Below are 23,491 nucleotides of genomic sequence, written 5' to 3'. Positions count from 1 at the left end.
CATGCAGCGCGTGCATATTATTTATAAAACGCATCTCGATATCGGCTTCACCGATTATGCCCAGACAATTGAAGATAAATACCTGACGGAGTTTATTCCGGCAGTGATAGCGCTTGCCCGCGAGGTGAACGTCGGAGCAGAGAAAAATTTTATCTGGACCTGCGGTTCCTGGCTTATCCACCGCTACCTGCAGCGCGCGGCTCCCGAGGATCAGGCCAGGCTTTGCGAGGCAATAGCGGCTGGCAACATCGTCTGGCACGGTCTGCCGTTTACCACCCACAGCGAGCTGTTGACGCCCACGCTGATGCGCCACGCGCTCTCCTATAGCCAGGCGCTGGACGCGCGTTTCCAGCGCCGGACGATTGCCGCGAAAATGACCGACGTCCCGGGTCACCCGCAGGCTATCGTGCCATGGCTAGCCGACGCCGGGCTGCGCTACCTGCATATTGGCGTGAATGCGGCCTCCTGCCCACCGGATGTCCCGTCGCTGTTTATCTGGAAATACGGCCAGCGCGACATCGTCGTCAACTACTCTTTCGGCGGCTACGGCAACGAAACCTGGTGTGAAGCGCTGGACGAGCTGCTGGTCTTTTGTCACGCCGAAGATAACTGTTCACCGCCGACGGCAGCCGACGTCATGCAGCTCATTGAACGCTACCGCCAGCGTTATCCCGAAGCACAGGTCAGTGCTTCAACGCTGGACGCGTTCGCCGCCCGCGTGGAAACCCTCCGCCCGACTCTGCCGATCATCGATGCTGAAATCGGCGATACCTGGAACCACGGGCTGGCCAGCGACCCGGGGAAAGTCAGCCGCTATCGCCGTTTAAGCCGCCGTCTGCAGCAGGAAATTGCCTGCCCGCCTGAGGCCCTTGATGCCCTTCTGATGGTGCCGGAACATACCTGGGGAATGGATCTCAAACTGCATCTTCCCGATTACTGTCATTACCTGCCAGAAGCGTTCAGCGCCGCGCGCGCCGCGGACAGCATTCACGCCCCGGTGCCGGAAAAATATGCATCGCTGAGTCAGTTTATTGCGCAGTCTCCCCACCAGGCCACCCGCAGCTATGGTCACTTTGCACGGTCGTGGGAAGAACAGCGACGCTATCTCGATAGCGCCTGCGCACATCTCCCCGCGCCGCTGTGTGACATCGCCGGAGCAGGCCCTATCGTCGCCAAAGGGATGGCAACCGAACTGCGTCAGTTCACCTTCGGTGACTACGACTTTGCCCTGGCGAATGACGGCAGCCTGTCGTCGCTCAACGTTGACGGCAAGCCGATGCTCGACGCCCCGTTTGCCCGCCTGATCTATCGGCAGGTCGGGCCGCAGGAGTATGACCATTTTCGCGACCGCTACCTGCAAAATCTCGATACCACCGCCCCATGGGCGCTCTCTGACTTCACCCGACCCGGTCTGGAGCTCACCCCACGTCCGGTCACCACTCAACAGGTCAACTTTGCACTTAAGCAGGTGCGCTTTCGCGGCGAGCTGAATGCCTGGTACGTGCAGGCCACCGTCCGGCCCGACGACGCGCCCGGCATTGAATTACGGCTGCCTGAAGAGATCGTTCTGGAATACGGCTTTAGCAAGGTCCGCCGCGCACTGTCGCTGCGGGTCAGCATCCGCGGGAAACAGGCCAACCGCCTGGCGGAGGAAATCTGGCTACAGCTGGGGCTGGCCAACGTGGGCCAGAGCATGTGCCAGAAACTGGGCTACCCCACCGACTGGTTTAACGTGGTCAGAAACGGCAACGCCAACCTGCACGCGGTAGAGTTTGCGCGCACCGAACAGTGGACGCTGGAGCCTCTCGACGCGCCGCTGCTGGCGCTATACCAGCCGAAGATTCTTTGCTTTGGCGAGCCGACCGCTTCACGCGTCAGCCTCTACGGGCAGCTCTATAACAACATCTGGGGCACCAACTTCCCGATGTGGTACGACGACGATATTCACGCGGAGTACCGCGTCTATTTTAAAGACAAAGGGGAGGCGCAATGAACGACGTCCGCACCATCCACGCCGTCTCGCATACCCATTGGGATCGCGAATGGTATTTCTCCACGCTCGACACCCAGCTTTTCGCGCTCAAAGCCTTCAGCGAGCTCATTGAAGCGCTGGAAAACAACCCCCGCTTCGTTTTCCATCTTGATGGCCAGAGCTCAATCTTTGATGATTTTATTCGCCTTAAACCCAAAATGGCCGAGCGAGCGGGCAGGCTCGTTCAGCAAAAACGGCTGCTGATCGGCCCGTGGTACACCCAGCCGGATCTGTTTAACATCGCCACGGAATCGATGTTTCGTAACCTGCGCATCGGCATCCACCACGCGCGTGAAGCAGGCTACTGCATGTCGGTGCTGTACCTGCCGGACACCTTTGGCAGCCACGCCCAGTTGCCGCAGATTGCCCGCGCGTTCGGGCTGCGGCATATCCTGCTGCGCCGCGGTTACGATCCGCAACTGATGGGGCCAACGGAGCTGTGCTGGGAGGCGCTGAACGGTGATTGCGCCACCACCGTGATAACGCCCTTTGGCTACTCGCTTGCCCACCCCGAACGCGGTGGCCGCTGGCGCAACTTCCGCCCCGCGCATTTCGACGAAGAAACGTTCCCACTCATTACCCGCATGAAGGCGCTGTCGGCGTCGCCGGATCTCCTCTGCCCGATCGGCGGCGATCAGGTCAGCTGCGATGCTGACTTCGACCGGCTTATCGCCGCCGTTAACGCGCTTAGCGAAGACCGCTGGGAGGTCAGCAGCTATGAACGTTACTTCGCCACGCTGGCCAGTCAGACGCTGCCACGCTGGCGCGGTGAGTTTCGTACGCCGCGCCTTTCCCGGGTACACAAAAGCATTGGTTCTTCGCGTTACGACATTAAAAAAGCCAATGCAGATGCGGAAAGGTGCCTCACCCGGCTGGCAGAGCCCATGCTGGCGCTGGCACGGCGTAACGGCTTTAGCGAAGGTGAAGAGATGCTGGAGCAGGCGTGGCGCTGGCTACTCGAGTCGCACGCCCACGACAGCATGGGCGGCTGCAACAGCGATGAAACCAACCGCGACGTGCTGCACCGTTGCCGTCAGGCACAGCAAATCGGCGAGGCAATATTCAGCCTCCACGCTCGTCAGCTTCTGGCGAATCTTGAGATCCAAACGCCCTATCGCTTTCTGGTACTCAACGGGACCAGCAGCCCCGCCATCGACGTCCGCCAACAGACGCTTATTACCCCCACGGCCCAATTTGCGCTCATCGGTGAGAATGGCGAACCGATACGCGTCGTGGTTCATCGACAGCGCCAGGTTCAACTACCGCGCCATGTTCTGCTGACGCCGGATGGCGAGGTCGAGACAGAACAACAGTGCTGGTACTACGAAAACATCGTCGACCTGCTCAACGTACCGGTGCCACCGCTGGGCTTCGCGCTCTTTTACGTCGCCCCCAGCCAGCGGCCGATGCTCTTTCCCCTCTCCTGCCCTGAAGCGCTGGCGATCGAAAATGCGCACTATCACCTGAGCCTGCGGGACAACCAGCTACAGCTGTTGGAGAAAAACACCGGCCGCAGGCTAACGCCGCTGCTGCAACTGCGCGATATCAGCGACGATGGCGATCTCTACGACTTTTCGCCCCTGCCCGGCGATAGCGGGCTGCTCTTCTCGCACTTCACCCTCAGCGAGGTTCAGCAGCATCCGTGGCAACAGTCTCTGCGCCTGCACGCCGCGCTGCGGCTGCCGGAAGGGATTAATGACGACCGACGGGCGCGTAGCGATCGCCTGCGCGTCGTTAACGTCGCACTGACGCTGACCCTTGAAGACGATATGCTGCACGGCGAGCTGACTATCGAAAACACGGTACGCGAGCACCGTATGCAGCTGCTGTTCAATACCGGGCAAACCATCGCCGCGGTGTGCGCCGACGTGCCGTTTGGCACGCTCACGCGCACCAATCAGCAGATTGCCGATAGCACAGGCTATGCGGAGCGCCCGGTTGATAGCGAACCCTTTATGCACCGGCTGAGCCCACACGCCGATTTTCACGTTTTCGCCCGCGGCCTGAAAGAGTACGCCTATCAGGGGCAACAGCTTCGCCTGACGCTGTTTCGCGGCGTCGGCCAGCTTGGTAAAGACGATCTGCTGTATCGCCCTGGGCGCGCCTCCGGGCAGCGCCAGGCTACACCGGAAGGTCATCTCCCCGGCGAGCTGAGCTTTCACTTTGCGCTGTGTCTCGGCACGCATTCCCCGGCGCAGCTGGCGGTACGCGAACAGCGCTTCAGCGCGCCGGGGCGACTGTGGCAATGGCAGCACGATCGAACGGGTCTTCAGCGCTTAGATAATTTTGATGTATTTATTCCCGAACGGGACATTGCCCACCGCCAGCTGCTGAGCCATTTGCCCCAGGGCTGGGTAATCAGCGGCGTTGACGTGCTGTACGGCAAAACGTTGGTGCGGCTGTATAACCCATCGTCAGAAGCCCTGACCATACCGGAAGACTGGCGCGGTTATGTCTGTAACGCGCTGGGAGAAAAAATAGAGAAAGCGGTTTTACGGGGCAACGATCATCTGACGCTTGACCTCAGCCAGCTGGCTCACGATAGGCCGGTCTGATATCCCCACGCCATAAAAAAAGGCCGCTTTCGCGGCCTTTTTACTCAGGAGCAACGGATTACAGCAGGCCTTTCGCCTTCGCAACCACGTTATCCACGGTGAAGCCAAACTCTTCGAACAGCTGCTCTGCTGGCGCAGACTCACCGAAGGTGGTCATGCCCACGATAGCGCCGTTCAGGCCCACGTATTTAAACCAGTAGTCGGCGATGCCCGCTTCGATAGCGACGCGTGCACTCACGGCTTTCGGCAGCACGGATTCACGGTAAGCCGCATCCTGCTTGTCGAACGCGTCGGTAGACGGCATGGAAACCACGCGCGCCTTCACGCCTTCAGCGGTCAGTTTTTCATACGCCGCAACCGCCAGCTCAACTTCAGAACCGGTCGCGATGAAGATCAGTTCAGGCTGACCGTCACAATCTTTCAGCACGTAGCCGCCGCGCGCCACGTTAGCCAGCTGCGCTTCAGTACGTTCCTGCTGCGCCAGGTTCTGACGGGAGAGGATCAGCGCGGTCGGGCCGTCATGACGCTCAACGCCGTATTTCCACGCAATCGCGGACTCAACCTGGTCACACGGACGCCATGTGCTCATGTTCGGCGTCACGCGCAGGGAAGCAATCTGCTCTACCGGCTGGTGCGTCGGGCCGTCTTCGCCCAGACCGATAGAGTCGTGGGTGTAGACCATAACCTGACGCTGTTTCATCAGCGCTGCCATACGCACGGCGTTACGCGCGTACTCAACGAACATCAGGAAGGTAGAGGTGTACGGCAGGAAACCACCGTGCAGCGCGATACCGTTCGCGATTGCGGTCATACCAAACTCACGCACGCCGTAGTGAATGTAGTTGCCTGCGGTATCTTCGTTGATCGCTTTTGAACCAGACCAGATGGTCAGGTTAGACGGTGCCAGGTCAGCAGAGCCGCCGAGGAATTCAGGCAGCAGATGGCCAAAGGCTTCGATTGCGTTCTGAGAAGCTTTACGGCTGGCGATTTTCGCCGGGTTAGCCTGCAGCTTAGCGATGAACTCATTCGCTTTCGCATCGAAATCAGACGGCATATCGCCTTTCATACGACGGGTGAACTCAGCCGCTTCCTGAGGGAATGCTTTCGCATAGGCAGCAAACTTGTCGTTCCAGGCGGCTTCTTTCGCTTTGCCTGCTTCTTTGGCATCCCACTGCGCGTAGATGTCAGCCGGGATTTCAAACGGCGCGTATTTCCAACCCAGCGCTTCACGGGTCAGCGCCACTTCGGCTTCGCCCAGCGGGGCACCGTGAGAGTCGTGCGTACCTGCTTTGTTCGGTGAACCGAAGCCGATAACGGTTTTGCACATCAGCAGCGACGGTTTGTCGGTGACTTTACGCGCTTCTTCTACCGCACGTTTAATCGCTTCAGCATCGTGACCGTCGATATCGCGGATCACGTGCCAGTGGTAGGCTTCGAAACGCTTCGCGGTGTCATCGGTGAACCAGCCTTCAACGTGGCCGTCGATGGAGATACCGTTGTCATCATAGAAGGCAATCAGTTTACCCAGCTTCAGGGTACCGGCCAGGGAGCACACTTCGTGAGAAATGCCTTCCATCATGCAGCCATCGCCCATGAATGCATAGGTGAAGTGGTCAACGATGTCGTGACCCGGGCGGTTGAACTGCGCCGCCAGCGTTTTTTCTGCAATAGCCATACCTACGGCGTTTGCAATACCCTGCCCCAGCGGACCGGTGGTGGTCTCAACGCCAGCGGTGTAGCCAACTTCCGGGTGACCCGGCGTTTTGGAGTGCAGCTGACGGAAGTTTTTCAGCTCTTCCATCGGCAGATCGTAACCGGTGAGGTGCAGCAGGCTGTAGATCAGCATGGAGCCGTGGCCGTTAGACAGCACAAAGCGGTCACGGTCAGCCCAGGACGGATTTTGTGGGTTATGGTTCATAAAATCACGCCACAGGACTTCGGCAATGTCAGCCATACCCATCGGGGCACCCGGGTGACCGGATTTGGCTTTCTGTACTGCGTCCATGCTCAGCGCACGAATAGCATTAGCAAGCTCTTTACGTGAGGACATTTTGACTCCAGTTCGGACTGTTGAAGGCCAACCCTAACGCCACGAGGCGCGCACGTTACGGGCTATGCCAGAAAAAAGTGCCAACAATGTAACCTATGCGACAAAGCATGTACATGGAGCATCCTTTTGCGTATTCAGAAATCTCTGGAAGCGGGGTTAAGAAGATGTAATCTCCTCGCCCACAACTCGCGATATTCTTTATACTTAGCCTCACTCTGGCGTCGCAATTCCAGGGCATTTTCCGATAAACGACTTTGGAAGCAATCTTATGAAAAAACGGGCGATGGTTCTGGCTTTTGGCGCAACCTTACTGCTTAGCGGCTGCCAGAATATGGATTCTAATGGCTTATTAAACTCCGGCTCCGGCGCACTGCAGGCGTTCACCCTGAGCGATCAACAGGTACAAGCCTTGAGTGACCAGGCCTGTAAAGATATGGACAGTAAAGCGACCATTGCCCCGGCCGATAGCGCTTATACCCAACGGTTGAATAAAATCGCCGCGGCGCTGGGCGATAACATTAACGGCCAGCCGGTGAACTACAAAGTCTACGTCGCGAAAGACGTCAACGCCTTTGCCATGGCTAACGGCTGTATTCGCGTCTATAGCGGCCTGATGGACTTAATGAACGACAACGAAGTCGAAGCGGTGATCGGCCATGAAATGGGCCACGTTGCGCTCGGCCACGTTAAGAAAGGCATGCAGGTTGCCATTGGCACCAACGCGCTACGCGCGGCGGCGGCCTCAGCGGGCGGTATCGTCGGCAGCCTGTCGCAATCGCAGCTGGGCGATCTCGGCGAGAAGCTGGTGAACTCGCAGTTCTCACAGCGTCAGGAGTCAGAGGCAGACGACTACTCCTATGATTTGCTGCGCAAACGCGGCATTAACCCCACCGGGCTAGCGACCAGCTTCGACAAGCTGTCTAAGCTGGAAGACGGCCGCCAAAGCTCGATGTTCGATGATCACCCGGCAACCCAGGAACGCGCGCAGCACATCCGCGACCGTCTCCAGGCTGACGGCATTAAATAATCATTTTTCCGGGGGGTAATTTTGCCTCCCGGAATAAATAAGATAAAAATAGAATAACTGACTTAACGGCACCAATTGATAACTTAAGCGCACAAACTGTTAAATATGTTCAGATGTCAACCAGGATGAATATATAACGCATCGCGCAACAGACCAAACATTTATACTAGAAACAAACACGGCGATATATTATTTATCTTTCACAAAGGCCATTTGCCGTATTTTTAATTAGTCTATACCTTGCCCACCAGCCCAGCCGCGACGGCTGCCGCTCAACAAAAAAGACCCAAAACCTATTAATACAATGATTGCTTTTGCGGCTTATTCAGGCGACTATAAAATTGTAACAATACAATTTGACAGTTTATAAACAGAGAAGTTCCCTCCGTGAAAAAGAAATTAACATTAGTTGCCTTAAGTATTATTGCCTCTGCGCCGGCTTTCGCTAGCCAGCAATCTGACAGCCAGGGTTTTATTGACGACAGTCATCTGGATATCTTTTTACGTAACGCCTATATCAAACGCGATTACCGCGATGGCCTGCACGATAAAAGCGAATGGGGTCAGGGCGTTATTGCGACCTTCCAGTCCGGCTTTACCCAGGGCCCAATCGGCTTTGGCGTAGACGGCATCGCCCAGTACGGCGTGCGTCTTGACGGCGGGCGTGGCAACAGCGGCGCGGGTGGTATTGACTTCTTTGCGCAGGATAACGACGGTCGCGCGAAATCCGATCTGGCCAAATTTGGCGCAACCGCCAAAATGCGTTTTTCTAACACCGTGCTGAGCTACGGTAACCAGCGCCCGACGCTGCCCATTCTCTACGCCGACGACTCGCGCCTGCTGTATGAAACCTACACCGGGACGATGCTGACCTCAAAAGAGATCGCCGGTCTGGAAGTTAACGCCGGTTACTTTACCGACGAACAGCGTAAAAGCGACGACAGCCACAACAGCGGTCTGAAAAGCATCACCTTCGGCGGTGCCAGCTATCAGTTCAACGACCAACTGAGCGGCGCGCTGTACGCGTCTCACGTGGAAGATGTCCTGAACAAGCAGTATCTCGGCCTGAACTACGCGCAGCCGTTGAGCGAAAAACAAAAACTGGTCTTCGACTTTAACGGCTATAACTCACGCCTGGAGCAGGAATACGCCGACTCGCTGAACACCGGACGCAGCAACAGCATCTGGAGCCTGGCGACCAGCTACATCTGGGATATTCATACCTTCAAGATCGCCTACCAGCAGAGCAGCGGCAGCACCGGCTATAACTACGGCGGCTATCAGAACCGTGGCGGCGTCGGCGATGGCGGCAACACCATCTGGCTGGCGAACTCCTACTGGTCTGATTTTAACGGCGAAGATGAGCGCTCATGGCAGGCATCCTACGGCCTGGACTTCGGCGGCCTCGGCCTGCCGGGTCTGAGCTGGACCACCGCTTACGTTCGCGGCGATAACATCAAGACGGCTGAGACCAATAACGGTAAAGAGCACGAGTGGTTTAACCAGGTGCAGTACCAGGTTCAGGACGGCCCGGCAAAAGATCTGAAGTTTAAAGTGCGCTACTCGGTGCTGCGTGTGTCCAGCAACGCCAGCGACTATAACGTCAGCGGGAATGAAGTGCGCGTGTACGTCGAGTATCCGTTTAACGCATTCTAACTATTGTAAGACCGCCGGATGGCGGCTAACGCCTTATCCGGCCTACCGTGAAGGGTTCCGTAGGCCGGATAAGGCGTTAGCCGCCATCCGGCACAAACACCGCCTTACTCGCCTTTTTTCGCCGCCTGGATATAGAGCATTTCCAGCGCCAGCGTCGCCGCGGCCAGCGCGGTAATCTCGGACTGGTCATAGGCCGGAGCCACTTCCACCACGTCCATGCCAACGATGTTCAGATCTTTCAGTCCGCGTACCAGTTTAATCGCACGATCGGAGGTCAGACCGCCGATAACCGGCGTGCCGGTACCCGGTGCAAACGCCGGATCCAGGCAGTCGATATCGAAGGTCAGGTAGACCGGCATATCGCCAACAATCTGCTTCACCTGCGCGATGATATCGTCCACGCTGCGATCGTTCACCTGGCCCGCATCCAGCACGGTGAAGCCGTTGTCTTTGTCGAACTCGGTACGAATACCAATCTGTACAGAGTGGTTCGGGTCGATCAGACCTTCGTTCGGCGCGGTGAAGAACATGGTGCCGTGGTCAAACTCGCAGCCGTTAGCGTAGGTGTCGGTGTGGGCATCAAAGTGCACCAACGCCATTTTGCCAAAGTGCTTCGCATGTGCGCGCAGCAGCGGCAACGTCACGAAGTGATCGCCGCCGAAGGAGAGCATACGCTTACCGGCCGCCAGCAGTTTTTCCGCGTGCGCCTGCAGCTTCTCACTCATTTCACGAGCGTCACCGAAGGCATAAACCAGGTCGCCGCAGTCCACCACGTTCAGGCGCTCGCGCATGTCGAAGTTCCACGGGAAGCGGTTATGCTCCCAAGCCAGGTTAGTCGAAACCTGACGAATCGCCGCCGGGCCGTGACGGCCGCCGGCACGACCCGACGTGGCCATATCAAACGGCACGCCGGTGATGACCCAATCCGCATCGCTGTCGTACGGCATGAAGTTCATCGGCAGGCGAAGAAAACCGAACGCGTTGGAAACCAGGGAGTTATCGTACTGATGCCCTAAGGTGCTCATGTGCTGACCTCTTTTAAAATCACTGTAAAAAAAATCCCCTCCGCGTCGTTAGGCCCGACGAGGAAGGGATTGATTTGGTATCTGCATATTTGCGGCAAATTATCGCCGTTATTTTGTACGGATTCAAGCTAGCATCGTCAATGCCGGATGGCGGCTTCGCCTTATCCGGCCTACATCGTAGGCCCGGTAAGCGCAGCGCCACCGGGCCATTACCGTTACTCGTCTTCCAGATAAGTATAGCCGTACAGCCCCGCTTCAAACTCTTCGAGGAACTGCTGTTGCAGCTCAGCGTCGAGATCGGTGTTTTTCACCTGATCGCGGAACTGGGTCAGCAGCGTGTTCGGATCCAGCTGCACGTACTGCAGCATATCCGCCACGGTATCGCCCTCATCGGACAGCTCAACTTCGACGCTGCCGTCAGGGAAGACGAACACGTCCACCGCTTCGGTATCGCCGAACAGGTTGTGCATGTTGCCGAGGATCTCCTGATACGCGCCAACCATGAAGAAGCCCAGCATCGGCGGGTTCTCCGGGTCGTATTCCGGCATCGGCATAGTAGTGGCAATCCCGTCGCCGTCGACGTAGTGGTCGATGGCACCGTCGGAGTCACAGGTAATATCCAGCAGCACCGCGCGGCGCTCCGGCGCCTGGTTCAGCCCTTCCAGCGGCAGCACCGGGAACAGCTGATCGATACCCCACGCATCCGGCATTGACTGGAACAGGGAGAAGTTGACGTAGATCTTATCCGCCATACGTTCCTGCAGCTCGTCGATAATCGGACGGTGCGCACGGTTGCTCGGGTCGAGCTGCTTCTGCACTTCATGACACATGTTCAGGTAAAGCTGTTCGGCCCAGGCACGTTCGTGCAGGCTGAAGGTGCCAGAAGAGTAACCGACGTGCACATCATGCAGATCCATCTGGCTGTCGTGCAGCCATTCACGCAGCGAGCGGCGGTTATCCGGCTCGTGCATCTCTTGCCAGGTTTCCCACATGCTTTGCAGCGCGCGCGGCGCATCGTCAGCCGGCGGCGTGGCTTCGGTGTGTTCGCTACGCTCAACGCCGATAATGTTCGACACCAGCACCGTGTGGTGCGCGGTCACCGCGCGGCCCGACTCGGTGATCACCGTCGGGTGCGGCAGCCCGTGCTCTTCACAGGCATCGCCAATCGCCCAGATGATATTGTTGGCGTATTCGTTCAGGCCGTAGTTCACGGAGCAATCTGACTGTGAGCGGGTCCCTTCGTAGTCCACGCCCAGGCCGCCGCCCACGTCGAAGCACTGAATGTTCACGCCCAACTTGTGCAGCTCAACGTAGAAACGGGCGGATTCACGCACGCCGGTGGCGATATCACGGATGTTCGCCATCTGCGAGCCCAGGTGGAAGTGTAACAGCTGGATGCTGTCCAGACGGCCACGCTCGCGCAGAATTTCCACCAGCTGTAGTACCTGGTTTGCCGCCAGGCCAAATTTAGATTTTTCGCCGCCGGAGGACTGCCATTTACCAGAGCCCTGAGAGGCCAGACGCGCACGCACGCCAAGGCGCGGCACCACGTTCAGACGCTCAGCTTCTTCCAGCACGATGGCAATTTCAGACATCTTCTCGATGACCAGATAGACTTTGTGGCCCATCTTCTCGCCCACCAGCGCCAGACGAATGTATTCACGGTCTTTATAGCCGTTACAGACGATCACGCTGCGGGTCATGCCAGCATGCGCCAGTACCGCCATCAGCTCGGCTTTTGAACCCGCTTCCAGACCCAGCGGCTCACCGGAGTGGATCAGCGACTCAATCACGCGGCGGTGCTGGTTCACCTTAATCGGGTAGACCAGGAAGTAGTCGCCGTTATAGCCGTAAGATTCGCGCGCGCGTTTGAACGCGGCGTTAATCGAACGCAGACGATGCTGCAGGATCTGCGGGAAGCAGAACAGTGCAGGCAGACGCTGCCCCTGCGCTTCACGGGCTTTTACCAACTCGGCGAGGTCAACGCGCGCTTCTGGTACATCCGGGTCCGGGCAGACGCTGATGTGCCCCAGTTCGTTGACGTCGTAGTAGTTATTGCCCCACCAGGCAATGTTGTATGTGCGTAGCATTTTGCTGGCTTCCTGGGAGCTCATCGCAACCTCCTGCATGGAACGTAGTACACCGCGTTCGCCTGCTGACGAAGGCGAATCCAATGAAATGTCGTCAGACATAGCGAACCTCAATTATTTATACCAAGTGTAAAACAGTTAACTACTATCGCAGCGTAACGTTGCGATAACAACCCATAAACAGCCCGCCGAGACAGCAGAACATGCTGACGCGCCGACTGTGCGACCGGTTTCTTATTCATATCATTGTAAAACACGCACCTGAACCCGGTATGACGGTTCAGCGAAACCACGAGAAAACCCTTGCCGTAACAAGAGCGCCCTTGTTCAGTCTTCCGTTACCTACCGGCTCTGGAGTCCTGAGAAGCGCCGAAATGGGTATAACATCGGCTGGTATGCAAAGTAGAAATGGGGGTTGCGGGGAACATGCTCGCGCCAGGACGGCACGATAGAATCAGCAGAATACAACGGTTCATTATCTCGTATCACCTCCACGGCCGCCTCGTAAGACGAACCTTTAAGCCAAAGCAGTGTTTTAGCCCGGCTGGAAGTGGCGACACGAGGAAAACGTCGTGTGCTTTTTGGTATGAGCCGCGCGCGGCGTTTTATACCGAGAACCCACCCAAAAAGCAAAATATAAATGTGGGCATTGCCAACACTGTCAGGAAAAATTTCCATCTCATTGAGCAGCAGAATGGGAGCCCAATCAAAAAAAACTGGCAAAGAGGTGAAGAAGTAACCTAGAATAGCCATCCAGATGTTAATCCATCTATACCGATTAACACTCAGACTGCCAGTGACAGTCATCTATTCGTCTGTGGTATAATCCGCCACCGTGACTATGCAGCACAACAGTTTGAGCTAACCAAATTCCTATTGGGTGAAATTTAATATGGCAAAACACCTTTTTACGTCCGAGTCTGTATCTGAAGGGCATCCTGACAAAATCGCAGACCAAATTTCCGACGCCGTGCTGGACGCCATCCTCGAGCAGGATCCGAAAGCCCGCGTAGCGTGTGAAACCTACGTCAAAACCGGTATGGTGCTGGTCGGCGGTGAAATCACCACCAGCGCATGGGTTGATATCGAAGAGATCACCCGTAACACCGTTCGCGAAATTGGCTATGTGCATTCTGATATGGGCTTTGATGCCAACTCTTGTGCCGTACTGAGCGCGATTGGCAAGCAGTCTCCAGACATCAACCAGGGCGTTGACCGTGCCGATCCGCTGGAACAGGGCGCGGGCGACCAGGGCCTGATGTTTGGCTATGCCACCAACGAAACCGACGTGCTGATGCCAGCGCCAATCACCTACGCCCACCGTCTGGTGCAGCGTCAGGCAGAAGTGCGTAAAAACGGCACCCTGCCGTGGCTGCGCCCGGACGCGAAAAGCCAGGTTACCTTCCAGTACGACGACGGTAAAGTGGTCGGTATTGATGCGGTAGTCCTGTCAACCCAGCACGCTGAAAGCATTGATCAAAAATCACTGCAGGAAGCGGTGATGGAAGAGATCATCAAGCCGGTTCTGCCGACCGAATGGCTGAATGCGTCAACCAAATTCTTTATCAACCCGACCGGCCGTTTTGTTATCGGTGGCCCAATGGGCGACTGCGGCCTGACCGGTCGTAAAATTATCGTTGATACCTACGGCGGCATGGCTCGCCACGGCGGCGGCGCGTTCTCCGGTAAAGATCCATCAAAAGTGGACCGTTCCGCAGCCTATGCCGCACGCTATGTGGCAAAAAACATCGTTGCGGCTGGCCTGGCTGATCGCTGTGAGATTCAGGTTTCTTACGCTATCGGCGTAGCAGAACCGACCTCCATTATGGTGGAAACCTTCGGTACCGAGAAAGTGCCTGCAGAACAGCTGATTGGGCTGGTACGCGAGTTCTTCGACCTGCGTCCATACGGCCTGATTCAGATGCTGGACCTGCTGCACCCGATCTACAAAGAGACGGCTGCGTACGGTCACTTCGGTCGCGAAACCTTCCCGTGGGAAAAAACCGACAAAGCCGCGCAGCTGCGCGAAGCAGCCGGTCTGAAATAATCCCAGCCCCCCTTTTCCAGAAGCCAGCCTCGCGCTGGCTTTTTTTATGTCTGTAACCTGCATACCGTACGCTCGGTTACATTCTCAGACAATTTAATGAAAGCGATTACACACACATACCCATGGCTAGCAAAGCCCTCAATACCCTCAATGAAACAGTCTTTCATTTTATTGTGCTGTGTTTCAGTAAAATCTTATTATCGTGATTTTCGCCTCAACCAAACCAAATATATCGTTATGATTTTATTTAAATTTAACCATTAAATAACACAAACACCAGTGTAACCGATTACACAGTCGTGATTGTTATCACATTTTTTTACCTCACAGTCTCCTACCCTAAGCATCGATAGAATCAATGACTCATTTGGAGAGCATCATGCCTAACAATAAAAAACAGGGTCGCTCGAACAAGACAATGACCTTCTTTGTCTGCTTCCTGGCGGCGCTGGCCGGACTGCTGTTCGGCCTTGATATCGGCGTTATTGCCGGTGCCCTACCGTTTATTACGACCGATTTTCAGCTGAGCTCGCATACGCAGGAATGGGTTGTCAGCTCCATGATGTTCGGCGCCGCCGTCGGCGCCGTCGGCAGCGGCTGGCTCTCCTTCAAGCTGGGCCGTAAAAAAAGCCTGATGATCGGGGCGATCCTGTTCGTTGCCGGTTCGCTATTCTCCGCCGCCGCGCCAAACGTTGAAGTACTGCTGATTTCCCGCGTTCTGCTGGGGCTGGCGGTGGGCGTGGCCTCTTACACCGCGCCGCTGTACCTGTCTGAAATTGCACCGGAAAAAATCCGCGGCAGCATGATTTCCATGTACCAACTGATGATCACCATCGGGATTCTCGGCGCGTACCTGTCGGATACCGCATTCAGCTACAGCGGCGCATGGCGCTGGATGCTAGGCGTTATCATCATTCCGGCGATTCTGCTGCTGATCGGCGTGATCTTCCTGCCGGACAGCCCGCGTTGGTTCGCCGCGAAACGACGCTTTAACGACGCTGAACGTGTGCTGATGCGTCTGCGTGATACCAGCGCCGAGGCCAAACGTGAGCTTGATGAAATTCGTGAAAGCCTGAAGGTAAAACAGAGCGGTTGGGCGTTATTCAAAGAAAACAGCAACTTCCGTCGCGCGGTGTTCCTCGGCGTACTGCTGCAGGTGATGCAGCAGTTCACCGGTATGAACGTCATCATGTACTACGCGCCGAAAATCTTTGAACTGGCGGGCTACACCAACACCACCGAACAGATGTGGGGGACGGTCATCGTCGGCCTGACCAACGTGCTGGCCACCTTTATCGCCATCGGTCTGGTTGATCGCTGGGGTCGTAAGCCAACCCTTATTCTGGGCTTTATCGTTATGGCCGTCGGTATGGGCGTACTGGGCTCAATGATGCACGTCGGCATCCACTCAGCAGTGGCGCAGTACGTCGCCGTCCTGATGCTGTTGATGTTCATCGTCGGCTTTGCGATGAGCGCCGGTCCGCTGATTTGGGTACTGTGTTCTGAAATCCAGCCGCTGAAAGGCCGTGATTTCGGTATCACCTGCTCTACCGCCACCAACTGGATTGCGAACATGATCGTCGGGGCCACCTTCCTGACCATGCTGAACTCACTCGGCAGCGCCAACACCTTCTGGGTTTACGGCGGTCTGAACGTGCTGTTCATCTTCCTGACCCTGTGGCTGATTCCGGAAACCAAAAACGTCTCTCTGGAACACATTGAACGTAACCTGATGCAGGGCCGTCCGCTGCGCGAAATTGGCGCTCGCGACTAACCTGAACAACGCTTCCTCCCGCCAGGGAGGAAGCTTCTTCTTGCGCCCCCCCGCTTCTCGCTCTATTCTCAGCCGTTATGAAAACCCCTCGAATTCCTATCGCAATCCAGCAAAACATCATGCGCAGCCTGCGAGAAAAACTCGCTCAGGCCAACCAGGCGCTGGGCCGCAATTACCCGGAGCCAAAGCTGGTTTACCAACAGCGCGGTACGTCGGCGGGCACCGCCTGGCTTCAGCAGTATGAAATTCGCCTCAATCCGGTGTTGTTACAGGAAAACCAGCAGGCGTTTATTGATGAAGTGGTGCCGCACGAGCTGGCGCACCTGCTGGTCTGGAAACACTTTGGCCGCGTCGCACCGCACGGCAAAGAGTGGAAGTGGATGATGGAAAGCGTGCTCGGCGTACCGGCGCGTCGTACCCATCAGTTCGAGCTGGAGTCCGTGCGCAAAAATACCTTCCCCTACCGCTGCCGCTGCCAGCAGCACCAGCTCACCGTGCGTCGGCATAACCGCGTGCTGCGTGGTGAAGCCACCTACCGCTGTGTACACTGCGGCGAGCCATTAGTTGCGGAAATGTAACCACCGGAAATAACAGGAAGTTTTCCGTTCTAACTGATTGCATCTGACAACCACATTCGTTACGTTGCGGGCTCGTTTTGAGATGGAGTTCGTGATGTACCGTAATGTATCTTTAGCCGCCGCGTTTCTGGCAGCGGCACTCTCCGGCCAGGCTATGGCCGAAGGGATCAACAGTTTCTCCCAGGCGAAAAGCGCCGGCGTTAAGATCAATAACGATGTCCCCGGCGACTTCTACTGCGGCTGCAAAATTAACTGGCAGGGGAAAAAAGGCGTTATCGATCTGGAATCGTGTGGCTACAAAGTGCGTAAAAATGAGAACCGCGCCAGCCGCGTCGAATGGGAGCACGTCGTTCCTGCATGGCAGTTTGGCCATCAGCGCCAGTGCTGGCAGGACGGCGGCAGAAAAAACTGCGCCAAAGATCCGGAATATCGCAAGATGGAAAGCGATATGCATAACCTGCAGCCCGCCGTGGGCGAGGTGAACGGCGACCGCGGTAACTTTATGTACGGACAGTGGAACGGCGGCGAGGGCCAGTACGGTCAGTGCGCGATGAAAGTCGATTTCAAAGAAAAAGTGGCCGAGCCGCCGGAGCGCTCACGCGGTGCGATTGCGCGTATCTACTTCTATATGCGCGATCAATATCATCTGACGCTTTCCCGTCAACAGACCCAGCTGTTCAACGCGTGGGATAAAATGTATCCGGTCAGCGCCTGGGAGTGCGAACGCGACCAGCGCATCGCCAAAGTACAGGGCAATCATAATCCTTATGTGCTGCAGGCTTGCCAGGCGCAAAAGAGCTAACCTACACTAGCGACAATCGTTAATTTGCTCCAGCCCTCTCCCGGCGGAGGGGGCATACAGCCACAGATGGAAGTCAGACTTATGCGTATCCCTCGCATCTACCACCCGGAACCTCTTACCATCGGCGCGCAGATTGCGCTTTGCGAAGATGCCGCCAACCACGTTGGCCGCGTCCTGCGGATGGGTAAAGGCCAGGCCGTACAGCTGTTTGACGGCAGTAACCAGCTGTTTGAGGCCGTCATTACCGACGCCAGCAAGAAAAATGTGATGGTGGATGTCCAGAGCGCGACGATGGACAATCGTGAATCACCTATCCATATTCACCTGGGCCAGGTGATGTCGCGAGGCGATAAAATGGAATTCACCATCCAGAAATCGATTGAACTGGGTGTAAGCCTCATTACGCCACTTTTTTCCGAGCGCTGCGGCGTTAAACTGGACGCCGAACGCCTGAATAAAAAAATTCAGCAGTGGCAGAAGATCGCCATCGCCGCCTGCGAGCAGTGCGGCCGTAACGTCGTGCCGGAAATTCGCCCGGCAATGGACGTTGAAGACTGGTGCGCCGAGCAGGATGATGCGCTGAAGCTCAACCTGCACCCGCGCGCGAGCGCCAGCATCAATACGCTGCCGCTGCCGGTGGAGCGCGTACGCCTGTTGATTGGCCCGGAAGGCGGCCTGTCCGCCGATGAAATTGCCATGACCGCTCGCTACCAGTTTACTGATATTCTGTTAGGGCCTCGCGTTCTGCGCACAGAGACTACCGCACTCACCGCCATTACCGCACTGCAGGTGCGCTTTGGCGACCTGGGTTAAAGGAGAACAATAATGATCAAGCTCGGCATCGTGATGGATCCCATCGCAAGCATTAACATCAAGAAAGACACCAGCTTCGCTATGCTGCTGGAGGCACAACGTCGCGGCTACGAACTCCACTATATGGAGATGAACGATCTGTATCTGATCAACGGCGAGTCGCACGCCCGTACGCGTCTGCTGAGCGTCGAGCAGAACTACGACAAATGGTACGAATTCGGTCATGAGCAGGAAATTAAGCTCGCCGATCTCGACGTGATTCTGATGCGTAAGGATCCGCCATTCGACACCGAATTCATCTATGCCACCTATATTCTTGAGCGCGCTGAAGAGAAAGGTACGCTGATCGTCAACAAGCCGCAGAGCCTGCGCGACTGTAACGAGAAGCTGTTCACCGCGTGGTTCGCCGACCTGACGCCGGAAACGCTGGTCACCCGTAATAAAGCCCAGCTGAAAGCGTTCTGGGAAAAACACGGTGACATCATCATGAAGCCGCTGGACGGCATGGGCGGCGCCTCAATCTTCCGCGTGAAGGAAGGCGATCCGAACATTGGCGTCATTGCCGAAACCCTGACCGAGCTTGGCAGCCGCTACTGCATGGCGCAGAACTACCTGCCGGCAATTAAAGACGGCGACAAACGCGTGCTGGTGATCGACGGTGAGCCGGTACCGTACTGCCTCGCACGTATTCCGCAGGGTGGCGAAACCCGCGGTAACCTGGCCGCCGGCGGCCGCGGCGAGCCGCGCCCGTTAAGCGAGAGCGACTGGGCTATCGCCCGTAAAGTCGGCCCGACGCTGAAGGAGAAAGGGCTTATCTTCGTTGGTCTGGATATTATCGGCGATCGTCTGACGGAAATTAACGTCACCAGCCCAACCTGCGTGCGGGAAATTGAAGCGGAATATCCGATTTCTATCACCGGTATGCTGATGGACGCCATCGAAAAACGTCTGCAAAAATAAGACGTTGTTTGAAGACGGCGGGAGGGATCCCGCCGCCAGCCGGGCGTTGTGCCCTGCGTATACGCAGGCTAGCCTGGTGACAGCGGTCCGCTTTCCCCTCATACTGGGCGCTGCTGCTTTTTGAAACAGGACAAGAACCTCTGATAATGAATTTACAGCATCATTTTCTTATTGCTATGCCATCCCTTCAGGATCCTATCTTCCGCCGTTCCGTAGTCTACATCTGCGAATACAACGACGACGGTGCGATGGGCATCATCATTAACAAGCCGCTGGAAAATTTACAGGTCGAAGGCATCCTCGAAAAGCTGAAGATCGCTCCGGAGCCCCGCGATCCGTCCATTCGTCTGGATAAGCCCGTTATGCTCGGAGGCCCGCTGGCGGAAGATCGTGGTTTTATCCTGCATACGCCGCCGGACTCGTTCTCATCCAGTATCCGTATTTCCGACAATACAATTGTCACCACCTCACGTGACGTACTGGAAACCCTTGGCACTGAACGCCAGCCGTCTGAAGTGCTGGTTGCCTTAGGCTACGCCTCGTGGGAAAAAGGCCAGCTGGAGCAGGAGATCCTCGATAACGCCTGGCTAACCGCTCCGGCCGATTTCAATATCCTGTTTAAAACTCCGATTAGCGAGCGCTGGAAAGAAGCAGCGAAGCTGATTGGCATTAATATCCTGACCATGTCAGGCGCTGCGGGGCACGCGTAATGAGTGGCACACTGCTGGCTTTTGATTTTGGTACGCGCAGCATCGGCGTGGCGATTGGCCAACGTATTACCGGCACGGCCCGTCCGCTCGCCGCCATCAAGGCGCAGGACGGTACGCCCGACTGGAATATCATTGCTCGCCTGCTTAAGGAATGGCAGCCTGAAACGGTTATCGTCGGACTGCCGCTGAATATGGACGGCACCGAACAGCCGCTGACCGCTCGCGCACGTAATTTTGCCAATAAAATTCACGGCCGCTTTGGCGTGCCAATTACGCTGCACGATGAACGTCTGAGCACCGTCGAGGCGCGTGCCGGGCTGTTTGAACACGGGGGATTTAGGGCGTTGAATAAAGGCAGCGTAGATTCCGCCTCCGCCGTGGTGATTCTGGAAAGTTATTTCGAGCAGGGTTACTAACAAACAGGCAGCCCCGGGAATGATTCCCGGGAGCACACCAGAATAGCTATCTCGCCAATCAGTGACGCAGATTTTCGTTCGCCCAGCTCACTGCCTGGGTTCTGTTCTTCACGCTTAATTTGCGGAAAACATTATACAGATGCGTACGTACTGTATTTTCACTAATAAACAATGCACGCGCGATATCCATATTGGTCGCACCGTGACGTAATTCATTAAGAATTTCACATTCACGCTCGGTCAGCGGTACGCTATCGTGATTTTCCGGAGTATGTTCAACGGCATACATTGCCGGATGCATCACGCTCAATTCAGCCGTCTGCTCGCCATTCAGCACCGCTTTGACGCCCTCAATTAAGCGCGATTCTTCGTCGTCATGACGGAATACGCCATACAGCGCTGGCCATTGTGCCATTTCGTACAATTCATACTTCTGCGCGCTATTAATAATCAACAGACGTGGGGCATCAAACTGGGTGCGGATAATATCGCGCCAGATGCCATTCAGCTTTTTGTTGGAAACAGCAATATCAAACAATACCACGGCACCTTTACTCAGGCGCTGAACCAGCGGCTTGTTGATATTATGAACATCAACAGAAACTGACAGTAATTCAGTAAGATAGTTTGCAAACGCGTTTGCTTGTACTGACGGGTGGGTGATTAAGATAATCTTGCGGGAATTAGATACACTCTCAGTTACTTCAAACATTTCGAAACTCTCCATAGTCTATATCCACCATCATGGTGATTTAATAAGTCAAAGCAAAGGCAAACCTAATACCATTAGCAATTAAAACCAACCAGTCCAGGAAAACCTATTTCATAAGATTAGTCCTAATTACATAAACAGGATAGAACGAAGACCTTAGAAGTGTCAAAAGAATATCAACCTTTTTTTGTAAGCCTACGCAACATAATGTAATCGACAAATTACAAACAAAACATACCGATGGCTTACGCGCAAAAATCGTATTAGAATAAATGTCGTAGGAAGTTTTTCTTCCGCCTTATAAAACATCACCCGATAATCACAAAAAAATACATTCCGGCAACAACGAAAAAAGTAATATTTACAAATTTAAAAAACTGACGGTTGAATAATTAATCAGTTAGCCAGAAATAAAACAGCCATCACATTATTTAATATTCCAATGTGATAGCTGAAAATAAATATTTCCGAATTCATCTGTACAAAAATAACCAGAAGATCGTGCTACGCAGGACTATACGCGCTTTCTCTCACGATAACATCCCCGCCTTAACTCGCTGTTGATAGCTTTGGCTGAAGGTCTGCATGCCGCTTTGCAACCCGGTCTGCATCACGCCTGCTATCTGGTGCGTTTTCCCTTCGCGAATGAGATTACCCACCGCCGGCGTGTTAATCAGCATTTCAAACAGCGCGACGCGCCCGCCGCGATTGTCCGGCTGCAGCTTTTGCGCCAGCACCGCGCAGAGGCTGCTGGCCAGCTGATTGCGCACGGGCTCTTTTTCCTGTGCGGGGAACACGTCCACCAGCCGCTCTATGGCCTGTGCCGCGCCGCGCGTATGCAGCGTTGCCAGCACCAGGTGCCCGGTTTCCGCCGCCGTCAGCGCCAGACGAATGGTTTCGCTATCGCGCAGCTCACCCAGCAGAATCACATCCGGATCCCGACGTAGTGCGACTCGCAGCGCATCGGCAAAAGACGCGGCGTGCTCACCGACCTCGCGCTGGTGAATCAGACACCCCTCGCTGGTATGCAGAAACTCAACCGGGTCTTCCAGCGTCAAAATATGCCCGGCCAGGTGATGATTAAGGTAATCCACCATCGCCGCCAGCGTGGTGGATTTTCCGCTGCCCGTCGCCCCGGTCACCAGAATCAGCCCGCTCTCCTCCTGTAGCATCTCCGCTAACGCCACCGGCGGATGCAGTTCGTCAAGCGTAGGGCAGCGCGTCGGCAGTATGCGCAGCACCAGCGAGACACCGCCGCTGTGGGCAAACGCACTGGCACGCAGGCGCGGGCAGCCGGTCAGCGACAGTGAAAAATCAAGCTGTCGCTGCCGCAGCCACGTCTGTTGCTGGCTTTCACTTAGCCAGCCGTCCATTAGCACGCCGAGATGCGGGGCGCTAAACGGCGCTATTTCCAGCTTACCCGCCCTACGCCAGCGCGCGTTTCCACTGCTACATAGGTGTAGATCGGACACGTTATGCTTTACACTAAGCGTCACGATTTCTTGTATATCCATAGACCCACCAGCCCATATGAACGATATTGCGCATAACCTGGCACAGGTCAGGGAGAAAATCTCAGCGGCAGCAGCGCGCTGCGGCCGGGATTCAGAAGAAGTAACGCTGCTTGCAGTCAGTAAAACGAAACCTGCGAGCGCCGTCGAAGAAGCCGTTGCCGCGGGCCAGACCGCGTTCGGCGAAAACTATGTTCAGGAAGGGGTAGAAAAAATCCTCCACTTCCGCGAGCAGGGAATCACCTCGCTGCAATGGCACTTTATCGGCCCGCTGCAGTCCAACAAAAGTCGCCTGGTTGCCGAGCACTTCGACTGGTGCCATACCGTGGACCGGCTGAAGATTGCCGTGCGTTTAAGCGAGCAGCGCCCGGCCGACCTGCCGCCGCTCAACGTGCTGATTCAAATCAACATCAGCGATGAGCAAAGTAAATCCGGTATTGCGCTGGAATCGCTGGACGCGCTGGCAGCCGACATCGCCGCGTTGCCGAATGTTCGTCTGCGCGGCCTGATGGCCATTCCCGCGCCGGAAAAAGAGTACGACCGGCAGTTTGCCGTCGCTCGCCAAATGGCGGTAGCATTTGCGCGACTGAAAGCAGACTACCCGACCGTAGACACCCTCTCTCTGGGCATGTCTGACGACATGGAAGCCGCTGTTGCGGCAGGTAGTACAATGGTACGCATTGGCACCGCGATTTTTGGTGCGCGTGATTACACAAAAAAATAAGGAACCCCA

General features: G+C 55.9%; 20 protein-coding genes. 13 read left to right on the top strand and 7 right to left on the bottom strand.

The features are described from left to right. Position 1 precedes the first annotated feature (1 nt). Positions 2-1,993 (top strand): DUF5054 domain-containing protein, encoded by a 1,992-nt coding sequence (locus tag H7R76_RS04495; protein ID WP_182967055.1) that lies wholly within the window; start codon positions 2-4, stop codon positions 1,991-1,993. After that, on the top strand, positions 1,990-4,587 hold the full coding sequence (locus H7R76_RS04490; protein WP_182967053.1) for a glycoside hydrolase family 38 N-terminal domain-containing protein: 2,598 nt from the start codon (positions 1,990-1,992) through the stop codon (positions 4,585-4,587). The genes H7R76_RS04495 and H7R76_RS04490 overlap by 4 nt, the downstream gene beginning before the upstream one ends. 58 nt (positions 4,588-4,645) lie before the next feature. Here the strand turns inward: H7R76_RS04490 and tkt are convergent, their stop codons facing one another. Continuing rightward, positions 4,646-6,637 carry a transketolase gene (tkt, locus tag H7R76_RS04485; protein WP_106925725.1) on the bottom strand — a complete coding sequence of 664 codons (1,992 nt, stop codon included), beginning with the start codon at positions 6,635-6,637 and terminating at the stop codon, positions 4,646-4,648. A 268-nt stretch (positions 6,638-6,905) separates the two neighbouring features. Here tkt and loiP point away from each other — a divergent pair, with 268 nt between their 5' ends. Further along, the gene (loiP, locus tag H7R76_RS04480; protein WP_182967051.1) at positions 6,906-7,664 is read left to right on the top strand and encodes a metalloprotease LoiP; all 759 of its coding nucleotides are present in this window, start codon (positions 6,906-6,908) and stop codon (positions 7,662-7,664) included. 387 nt (positions 7,665-8,051) lie between these two features. Then, entirely contained in the window at positions 8,052-9,320 is a 1,269-nt protein-coding gene (locus tag H7R76_RS04475; protein WP_106925721.1) for an OprD family porin, read from the top strand. A gap of 104 nt (positions 9,321-9,424) precedes the next feature. Here H7R76_RS04475 and speB read toward each other — a convergent pair whose 3' ends face one another. The 4 genes from speB to yqgG form a co-directional block, all read right to left on the bottom strand. Beyond that, positions 9,425-10,345 carry an agmatinase gene (speB, locus tag H7R76_RS04470; protein ID WP_062772945.1) on the bottom strand — a complete coding sequence of 307 codons (921 nt, stop codon included), beginning with the start codon at positions 10,343-10,345 and terminating at the stop codon, positions 9,425-9,427. A 215-nt stretch (positions 10,346-10,560) separates the two neighbouring features. Then, positions 10,561-12,537 carry a biosynthetic arginine decarboxylase gene (gene speA, locus H7R76_RS04465; RefSeq protein WP_106925719.1) on the bottom strand — a complete coding sequence of 659 codons (1,977 nt, stop codon included), beginning with the start codon at positions 12,535-12,537 and terminating at the stop codon, positions 10,561-10,563. 8 nt (positions 12,538-12,545) lie between these two features. After that, a complete protein-coding gene (gene yqgB, locus H7R76_RS04460; protein ID WP_146145709.1) occupies positions 12,546-12,677 on the bottom strand; it encodes an acid stress response protein YqgB in 132 nt (43 codons plus the stop codon). A gap of 96 nt (positions 12,678-12,773) precedes the next feature. Continuing rightward, positions 12,774-12,863 carry a small protein YqgG gene (gene yqgG, locus H7R76_RS25215; protein ID WP_445624543.1) on the bottom strand — a complete coding sequence of 30 codons (90 nt, stop codon included), beginning with the start codon at positions 12,861-12,863 and terminating at the stop codon, positions 12,774-12,776. A 464-nt stretch (positions 12,864-13,327) separates the two neighbouring features. Here yqgG and metK point away from each other — a divergent pair, with 464 nt between their 5' ends. The 8 genes from metK (at position 13,328) to ruvX (ending at position 20,535) form a co-directional block, all read left to right on the top strand. After that, positions 13,328-14,482 carry a methionine adenosyltransferase gene (gene metK, locus H7R76_RS04445; RefSeq protein ID WP_106925716.1) on the top strand — a complete coding sequence of 385 codons (1,155 nt, stop codon included), beginning with the start codon at positions 13,328-13,330 and terminating at the stop codon, positions 14,480-14,482. A gap of 379 nt (positions 14,483-14,861) precedes the next feature. Further along, complete coding sequence (locus H7R76_RS04440) at positions 14,862-16,256, top strand: sugar porter family MFS transporter (RefSeq protein WP_106925714.1); 1,395 nt, start codon at positions 14,862-14,864, stop codon at positions 16,254-16,256. A 77-nt stretch (positions 16,257-16,333) separates the two neighbouring features. Next, on the top strand, positions 16,334-16,834 hold the full coding sequence (locus H7R76_RS04435) for a SprT family zinc-dependent metalloprotease (protein ID WP_106925712.1): 501 nt from the start codon (positions 16,334-16,336) through the stop codon (positions 16,832-16,834). 94 nt (positions 16,835-16,928) lie between these two features. Further along, positions 16,929-17,636: a deoxyribonuclease I gene (gene endA, locus H7R76_RS04430; protein WP_182930044.1), complete on the top strand. Its 708-nt coding sequence runs from the start codon at positions 16,929-16,931 to the stop codon at positions 17,634-17,636. Positions 17,637-17,717: 81 nt separating this feature from the next. Then, a complete protein-coding gene (gene rsmE / locus H7R76_RS04425; RefSeq protein ID WP_182967049.1) occupies positions 17,718-18,449 on the top strand; it encodes a 16S rRNA (uracil(1498)-N(3))-methyltransferase in 732 nt (243 codons plus the stop codon). A gap of 12 nt (positions 18,450-18,461) precedes the next feature. After that, the gene (gshB, locus tag H7R76_RS04420; protein WP_106925706.1) at positions 18,462-19,409 is read left to right on the top strand and encodes a glutathione synthase; all 948 of its coding nucleotides are present in this window, start codon (positions 18,462-18,464) and stop codon (positions 19,407-19,409) included. A 146-nt stretch (positions 19,410-19,555) separates the two neighbouring features. Further along, positions 19,556-20,119 (top strand): YqgE/AlgH family protein, encoded by a 564-nt coding sequence (locus H7R76_RS04415; protein WP_106925704.1) that lies wholly within the window; start codon positions 19,556-19,558, stop codon positions 20,117-20,119. Then, the gene (gene ruvX, locus H7R76_RS04410; protein ID WP_064542651.1) at positions 20,119-20,535 is read left to right on the top strand and encodes a Holliday junction resolvase RuvX; all 417 of its coding nucleotides are present in this window, start codon (positions 20,119-20,121) and stop codon (positions 20,533-20,535) included. Before H7R76_RS04415 ends, ruvX begins: the two co-directional genes overlap by 1 nt. Before the next feature lie 58 nt (positions 20,536-20,593). Here the strand turns inward: ruvX and H7R76_RS04405 are convergent, their stop codons facing one another. Then, positions 20,594-21,247 carry a LuxR C-terminal-related transcriptional regulator gene (locus H7R76_RS04405; RefSeq protein WP_106925702.1) on the bottom strand — a complete coding sequence of 218 codons (654 nt, stop codon included), beginning with the start codon at positions 21,245-21,247 and terminating at the stop codon, positions 20,594-20,596. Positions 21,248-21,777: 530 nt separating this feature from the next. After that, positions 21,778-22,761, bottom strand: a complete 984-nt coding sequence (locus H7R76_RS04400) for a type IV pilus twitching motility protein PilT (RefSeq protein WP_182967047.1) — start codon at positions 22,759-22,761, stop codon at positions 21,778-21,780. Positions 22,762-22,777: 16 nt separating this feature from the next. Between H7R76_RS04400 and H7R76_RS04395 the strand changes: the two genes are divergently transcribed. After that, the gene (locus H7R76_RS04395; RefSeq protein ID WP_106925698.1) at positions 22,778-23,482 is read left to right on the top strand and encodes a YggS family pyridoxal phosphate-dependent enzyme; all 705 of its coding nucleotides are present in this window, start codon (positions 22,778-22,780) and stop codon (positions 23,480-23,482) included. Positions 23,483-23,491: the final 9 nt, after the last annotated feature.

It is taken from the genome of Klebsiella sp. WP8-S18-ESBL-06 (genome assembly GCF_014169755.1).
GTDB lineage: Bacteria > Pseudomonadota > Gammaproteobacteria > Enterobacterales > Enterobacteriaceae > Kluyvera > Kluyvera ascorbata_B.
Note: the sequence above shows the minus strand (reverse complement) of the source record. Positions and strands in the feature narration are given on the sequence as shown.